Origin of the sequence: Vibrio sp. RM-69-4 (assembly GCF_024743775.1) — a bacterium.
Lineage (GTDB): Bacteria > Pseudomonadota > Gammaproteobacteria > Enterobacterales > Vibrionaceae > Vibrio > Vibrio anguillarum.
The window spans coordinates 98,204-104,555 of the sequence record NZ_JAMQXI010000031.1 but is presented as its reverse complement, the minus strand read 5'-3'; the positions used below and the strand labels follow the sequence as shown (position 1 = coordinate 104,555).

Annotated in this window: 5 protein-coding genes; all 5 read left to right on the top strand. The window is 46.5% G+C overall.

What is annotated here, in order from left to right; genetic code table 11:
* Positions 1 to 127: 127 nt before the first annotated feature.
* The 5 genes from NB504_RS03460 (at position 128) to cobA (ending at position 6,306) form a co-directional block, all read left to right on the top strand.
* On the top strand, positions 128 to 994 hold the full coding sequence (locus NB504_RS03460; protein ID WP_088728983.1) for a hypothetical protein: 867 nt from the start codon (positions 128 to 130) through the stop codon (positions 992 to 994).
* A 606-nt stretch (positions 995 to 1,600) separates the two neighbouring features.
* Positions 1,601 to 4,189, top strand: coding sequence for a nitrite reductase large subunit NirB (nirB, locus tag NB504_RS03455; RefSeq protein WP_258428274.1), 2,589 nt, complete (start codon positions 1,601 to 1,603; stop codon positions 4,187 to 4,189).
* A gap of 2 nt (positions 4,190 to 4,191) precedes the next feature.
* Positions 4,192 to 4,527 carry a nitrite reductase small subunit NirD gene (gene nirD / locus NB504_RS03450; protein WP_047689635.1) on the top strand — a complete coding sequence of 112 codons (336 nt, stop codon included), beginning with the start codon at positions 4,192 to 4,194 and terminating at the stop codon, positions 4,525 to 4,527.
* Between the two features lie 142 nt (positions 4,528 to 4,669).
* On the top strand, positions 4,670 to 5,482 hold the full coding sequence (locus tag NB504_RS03445) for a formate/nitrite transporter family protein (RefSeq protein ID WP_094167933.1): 813 nt from the start codon (positions 4,670 to 4,672) through the stop codon (positions 5,480 to 5,482).
* A gap of 68 nt (positions 5,483 to 5,550) precedes the next feature.
* A complete protein-coding gene (gene cobA / locus NB504_RS03440) occupies positions 5,551 to 6,306 on the top strand; it encodes a uroporphyrinogen-III C-methyltransferase (RefSeq protein ID WP_019283178.1) in 756 nt (251 codons plus the stop codon).
* The last annotated feature ends 46 nt before the right edge of the window (positions 6,307 to 6,352 follow it).

Genomic DNA, 6,352 nt, shown 5'->3' with positions numbered 1-6,352 from the left:
CTAAGCTTACAACTGGAGACTTTGGGATCGCGTATATTGCTCATGACTCGAAGGATGTGTTTGAGAATACTCTGATGCGTCTAAAGATCTTGGAGCATGATGGTTTATACGGCATAAGGGATTAGATATGTTGGGTTTTGTGTTTATTTTGGCCTCGGTGACTCTACAGGCATTTGCGTTGTCTCGTGTTAGTTTCCAATTCAGTAGTGGGGAGATTATGATTTTCTCTGCGACCTCCTTTTTCTTGTGCTCGATATTTTTTCTGTGCAAGCTGGTGGTTACCAGAAAGCTGAATCTCACTAGGGATAAGGTACTGTCGTTAGCTAAGATGAATTTATATACCTTGCTAGCATTCTTCTCGTTTCATTTGGCTTTGACTTATATCCCAGCATCCAGCGCGGCTCTATTTGAGTCGGCAGTAGCCGTGGTTGTAGTGTCTGTGATTACTCGTGAAACTTTAGGCAGGTTGGCGCAGGCTTTCACCATCGCTTTGCTAACTCTATTGTTTGCAGTTAAGGCAAACGTGATGGATGCAGCGTTGCTGCTGGGCTTGGTTTTGGCTGCATTGGCCGGAATCGGTGCTGCACTAATTTCATTAAAGTCGAACGCAAAGTTTATGGGTGATTTGTCTATTGATGAGATCTTGGCATTTCGTTTTCTATTGTCAGGTGTTGTCGCCACGGGCGTGGCCTTCTCAACGGGTGCAAGCCTTGGTGGGGAAGTAGGTCTGGCAGAGGTGTTCGGGCTTTCTGTTTTTGGTTTTGTGCTACCGTTCTTTTTGCTTCAGAAAGGAATGGAGGTTACCAAGCCTGTACTTACGGTCTGTATGCTATCTGTGATTCCTGCGATCTCTTACTTGTTCGAGTCGGCGCTATATTCGGAGCCTTCGATCCTAGAGGTAATGTTGATAAGCAGTTCGGTGGCCTTGATAGTCTGGTTTTCAATATCAGACATTATAAAAACTCGAACCAAATCGGTATCGGTGAGAGCTTAGTCAAAACTATAGAGACATCAATATGATGTCTCTTTTTTCTCTTTATAGAGTGGTCTGAACCCAAGTTGATTATCCAAGGTCAGTCAGAACATTAATCAACTAAACATATCGTGTTACATTAGAAAAATCAGGTCAAATTTCGATAGTGAAGAATCTTGAGAGTAACAGGTCTAAGGCAGAAAGGGGCAAAAACATTCCAACAACCTATATCGCTCATCATAAATAGCATACCCAATACTCACGAAATTAATTCCCTCCCCCTAAAAGGGGGGAGGAACAACGCCGTCATAAGCTTCTACTCTAAAGCATAATGAGCGTGTTTAAGTTGTTTATATAACTTCTGCCAAGTGTTTTGACAGAGGAAAACTGACAAGTTTTGTTGTAAATGATCAGGTTTGATTGGAAGTGATCATACTATATAAATTATCTTCCTATACCTGTCGGCCCCTAGTATTCACGGTAAGGTGTTTATTTTTCTCTGATACTCCTCTTTATGGCTACCTCTTTAGGGTAGTTTGAGTTTGTAATTGATTTACATCAGTAATTCATTTTCTTTCATAATTAAAAATCTCGCTCAATGAAACGTTACCATAATTAGGAACCCATATGAGCAGGATGAAGCTGGTTGTTATCGGTAATGGCATGGTTGGCCATCGCTATATCGAAGATTTGGTCGAAAAAATGGAGGCATCGGCTGTTGATGTCACGGCTTTTTGTGAGGAACCGCGTGTTGCCTACGATCGCGTCCATCTTTCTTCCTACTTTTCACACCATACCGCTGAAGAGCTTTCGCTTGTTAAGCCGGGTTTCTATCAAAAGCATGCGATTAATGTCTTGATGGGCGAGCGGGCGGTTAACATTAATCGCGAAAAGCGCGTGGTCTATTCAAATACTGGCCGTGAAGTGAGCTATGACAAATTAGTCTTGGCGACGGGCTCTTATCCCTTTGTACCGCCGATCAAAGGCAATGAAAGTAAAGACTGCTTTGTCTACCGCACCATTGAAGATCTAAAGGCCATCGAAACGTGCGCGAAAAAGAGCAAAAGTGGCGTAGTGATAGGCGGTGGTTTACTTGGCCTTGAAGCGGCTGGCGCGCTGAAAGCGTTGGGCGTACAAACCCATGTGATTGAGTTTGCTCCGGTATTAATGGCTGAGCAACTTGACTTGCAAGGCGGTTTACAACTGCGTAATAAAATTGAGCGGATGGGGGTGCAAGTTCACACTAGCAAAAATACGCTAGAGATCGTTGCTCAAGGCGAGACCGCTCGTAATACCATGAAGTTTGCCGACGGTTCGGATTTGGAAGTTGACTTTATCGTATTTTCCGCAGGGATACGTCCTCAGGACAAATTAGCTCGTGATATGGGTCTAGACATCGCACCGCGTGGTGGCGTTGCCATTAACGATCACTGCCAAACATCCGATCCTGATATTTATGCGATTGGCGAATGTGCTTCTTGGAATCAAACTTTCTTCGGTCTGGTCGCTCCTGGTTACAAAATGGCAACGGTTGCGGTTGATCATCTTGTGGGCAATGAGAGCCAATTTAGTGGTGCAGACATGAGCGCCAAGCTCAAACTGCTGGGTGTGAAGGTGGGATCGATTGGTGATGCCAATGGACGAACTCCGGGTTGTAAAAGCTACGTCTATCAAAATGAAGAAGATGAAGTTTATAAGCGCATTATCGTTTCTGAAGATGGTAAAAAACTGCTTGGTGCAGTTTTAGTTGGCGACACGTCAGATTACGGCGATTTACTGCAACTCAAACTCAATGATATTGAGCTACCCAAACACCCAGACACCTTGATCCTACCCGCGCATGCTGGCGCTGAAAAACCGGCATTAGGCGCGGATTCACTACCTGATACTGCTGTGATCTGTTCTTGTTTTGATGTGACTAAAGCGAAAATTGCCCAAGCCGTGGCCGATGGTCATCATACGCTCGGCGCGATTAAAGCGGTGACAGGGGCCGGAACAGGTTGTGGTGGTTGCGTGCCTTTAGTGACGTCGGTTCTGAATGCTGAATTGGCTAAATCGGGTGTGGAAGTCAAAAACGACATTTGTGAGCACTTTGCGTATTCACGCCAAGAGCTGTTCCATTTGATCCGCATTAACGGTATCAAACGTTTTGATGAGATGTTGGCAAAACATGGACGCGGTTATGGGTGCGAAGTCTGTAAGCCAACAATTGGTTCGATTCTGGCCTCGTGTTGGGGGGATCATGTGCTCTCGCCATCGCTGGTCAGTTTGCAAGACACCAATGATAACTTCTTGGGTAACATGCAAAAAGACGGTACTTATTCGGTGATCCCACGCATGGCGGGTGGTGAAGTCACACCACAAGCGCTTGCGGTGCTGGCGAATGTCGCTCAAGAATACAAACTTTACACCAAAGTGACGGGCGCGCAGCGCATTGGTCTGTTTGGTGCTCAAAAAGACGATTTACCTGAGATTTGGCGCAAACTGATTGATGCTGGATACGAGACAGGCCAAGCCTATGCCAAAGCTCTGCGCATGGCAAAAACGTGTGTCGGTAGTACGTGGTGTCGTTTTGGTGTGCAAGACAGCGTCGGTTTGGGTGTGTTGATTGAAAACCGCTACAAAGGTATCCGTACACCACATAAGATGAAGTTTGGTGTCTCAGGTTGCACCCGCGAATGTGCCGAAGCGCAAGGGAAAGATTTAGGCTTGATTGCGACCGATGCGGGTTGGAATATGTATGTCTGCGGTAATGGTGGTATGAAGCCTCGACATGCGGATCTGCTGGCCTCTGATTTAGATGAAGCAACACTACTGAAATACATCGACCGTTTCATGATGTTCTACATTCGCACAGCCGATAAATTACAACGCACCTCAGTGTGGCTAGACAACCTGGAAGGTGGCGTTGATTACCTGCGTGAAGTGATTGTGGACGATAAGTTGGGCATTAACGATCAACTCGAAGCGGATGTGGCGAAGCTTATTGTTGATTATCGCTGTGAATGGACAGAAACGCTTAATCATCCTGAGCAATTAACTCGTTTTACTCACTTCATTAATTCTGATTTACGAGATGAGAACGTCGTGTTCGTCAGCGCTCGTGAGCAGCACCGTCCTGCGACTTATAGCGAAAAACACCCAGAAGCGAAAGGCGATATATTCCACATTGCGCTTGCTGATTCGGCAATCTCTACCCCTGTCTTGGAGAAATAACGATGGCCAATAACACAGTATTTCAAGCCATCTGTGACATTAATGACATTGTTCCCGGAACGGGTGTGTGTGCACTGGTGAATGGTGAGCAAGTGGCTCTCTTCCGTCCGACTGAGGCGCAAGAAGTGATGGCGATAAGCAATATGGATCCCTTTGCTCGAGCCAATGTGTTGTCACGCGGTTTTATTTGCCAACATCAAGAGCAGTTCTGGGTAGCAAGCCCGCTTAAAAAGCAGCGTTTCAATCTCATAACAGGCCAATGTATGGAAGATGAACGCTTTAGCGTGAAAGCTTATGCTGTGCGAGTCACCGACGGTGTGGTCGAAGTCGCGGCTTAACAGCCGCTTTTGAGACGATGAGATTCAATAGCAAAAAGGTTCCTTGTTCATCGAGTTCTCTTGGTGAAGCATCGATGGCTGGGAGCCTTTATCTATTCAATTTCCCTTTTTAATTTTAACTTTGGTGACAATAAGGACCATTATGTCTTATGTAAAACCTGCCGATTTTGTGCAAACAATGATTGACGCTGGCGAAAGCAAAATCTTCATGTCAACGCGCGATACCCTGATTCGCGGCATTATGGCGGGGGCAATTCTTGCTATCGCTGTCGCTGTGGCTATTACTGCGGCTGTGCAAACCGGAGTGCCTATTGTTGGCGCGCTGGTCTTCCCTGTGGGGTTTTGTATTTTGAACCTAATGGGCTTTGATTTATTAACGGGTGTTTTTGCTTTAGCGCCTTTAGCTTTGTTTGAAAAACGCGCCGGAGTAACCAAAGCGGGCGTTCTACGGAATTGGGGCTTGGTTGGGCTAGGTAACTTAATCGGTGCCGTTGCCGTCGCCTTTTTAGTGGCGCTAACCTTCACCATGAATTTCAGTATCGAGCCGAGCTCGGTTGGGCAAGCGTTTATCAAAGCGTCTACTGCTCGCACTCTTGGCTTTGCCGAACACGGTATTAATGGCTGGATCACCGTGTTTGTGAAAGGCATCTTGTGTAACTGGATGGTGTGTCTAGGTGTTGTCGGTGCTATGACATCAACTGCTGTGAGCGGCAAAGTGGTCGCGATGTGGCTACCTATTTTTATTTTCTTCGGTTTGGTTTTTGAACACGCCGTAGTGAATATGTACCTGTTCCCACTTGGCATGATGTTGGGCGCTAAATTCACCATCGTCGATTGGTTAGTATGGAACCAAATTCCGGCCACATTGGGTAACTTAGTGGGCGGCTTGTTATTTACCGGGTTAAGCCTTTACATGACTCACGGTAAAACCTTGCCACAACGCAACCTTGGCTAACCATTGTTAAGTGAGGTTTAACCTCGCTTAATGACGATATCCTTTTGTCGATAAGGTAGAGAGTAATCATGGTAAGCAGTGTAACGAGTCGCGGTTTTGTCTCTTTAGTAGGCGCAGGGCCAGGCGATCCCGATCTACTGACGGTTAAGGGGCTACGCGTGATCAGCCAAGCGCAAGTGGTGGTGTATGATCGTTTAGTTTCGCAAGCGATTTTAGATCTGGCGCCAAGCCGCGCGGAGATGATCTACGTTGGCAAACAGTTGGATTTTCATTGTGTGCCGCAAGATCAGATCAACCAAATTCTGGTCGATAAAGCCAAAGAAGGTAAAAAAGTTGTCCGTTTGAAAGGCGGCGATTCCTTTATTTTTGGCCGAGGTGGTGAAGAGCTCGAAACGCTGGCTGAACATCATATCGCTTATGAAGTGGTTCCGGGGATCACGGCAGCAGCAGGCTGCACGGCTTACGCGGGGATTCCGCTGACGCACCGTGATCACGCGCAAAGTGTGCAGTTCATTACGGGTCACTTACAAAAAGAAGGTAAAGCGATCAATTGGCGATGTTTAGCGCAAGATAATCAAACCTTGGTTTTTTATATGGGGTTAAAGCAGTGCCCGAATATCACACGAAACTTGTTGGATGCTGGCCTGAGCGCAGAAACGCCTTGCGCGATTATCGAACGCGGCACTACAGATAAACAGAGAGTATTGACGGGCTCGCTTGACGATTTACCCCTTTTAGCGCAACAAGCACAAAGCCCAGCCTTGATTGTGGTCGGCAGTGTGACTCGCTTGCACGACAAATTGAAGTGGTTTGGCGTATACTAGGCGCAATTTGCAAAGCAGCGGCGAACAGGCCGCTGTTTTTGTTTCT

Coding starts and splice junctions, on each gene's coding strand:
- NB504_RS03460 (WP_088728983.1), top strand. CDS start 128: ATGTTGGGTTTTGTGTTTATTTTGGCCTCGGTGACTCTACAGGCATTT.
- nirB (WP_258428274.1), top strand. CDS start 1,601: ATGAGCAGGATGAAGCTGGTTGTTATCGGTAATGGCATGGTTGGCCAT.
- nirD (WP_047689635.1), top strand. CDS start 4,192: ATGGCCAATAACACAGTATTTCAAGCCATCTGTGACATTAATGACATT.
- NB504_RS03445 (WP_094167933.1), top strand. CDS start 4,670: ATGTCTTATGTAAAACCTGCCGATTTTGTGCAAACAATGATTGACGCT.
- cobA (WP_019283178.1), top strand. CDS start 5,551: ATGGTAAGCAGTGTAACGAGTCGCGGTTTTGTCTCTTTAGTAGGCGCA.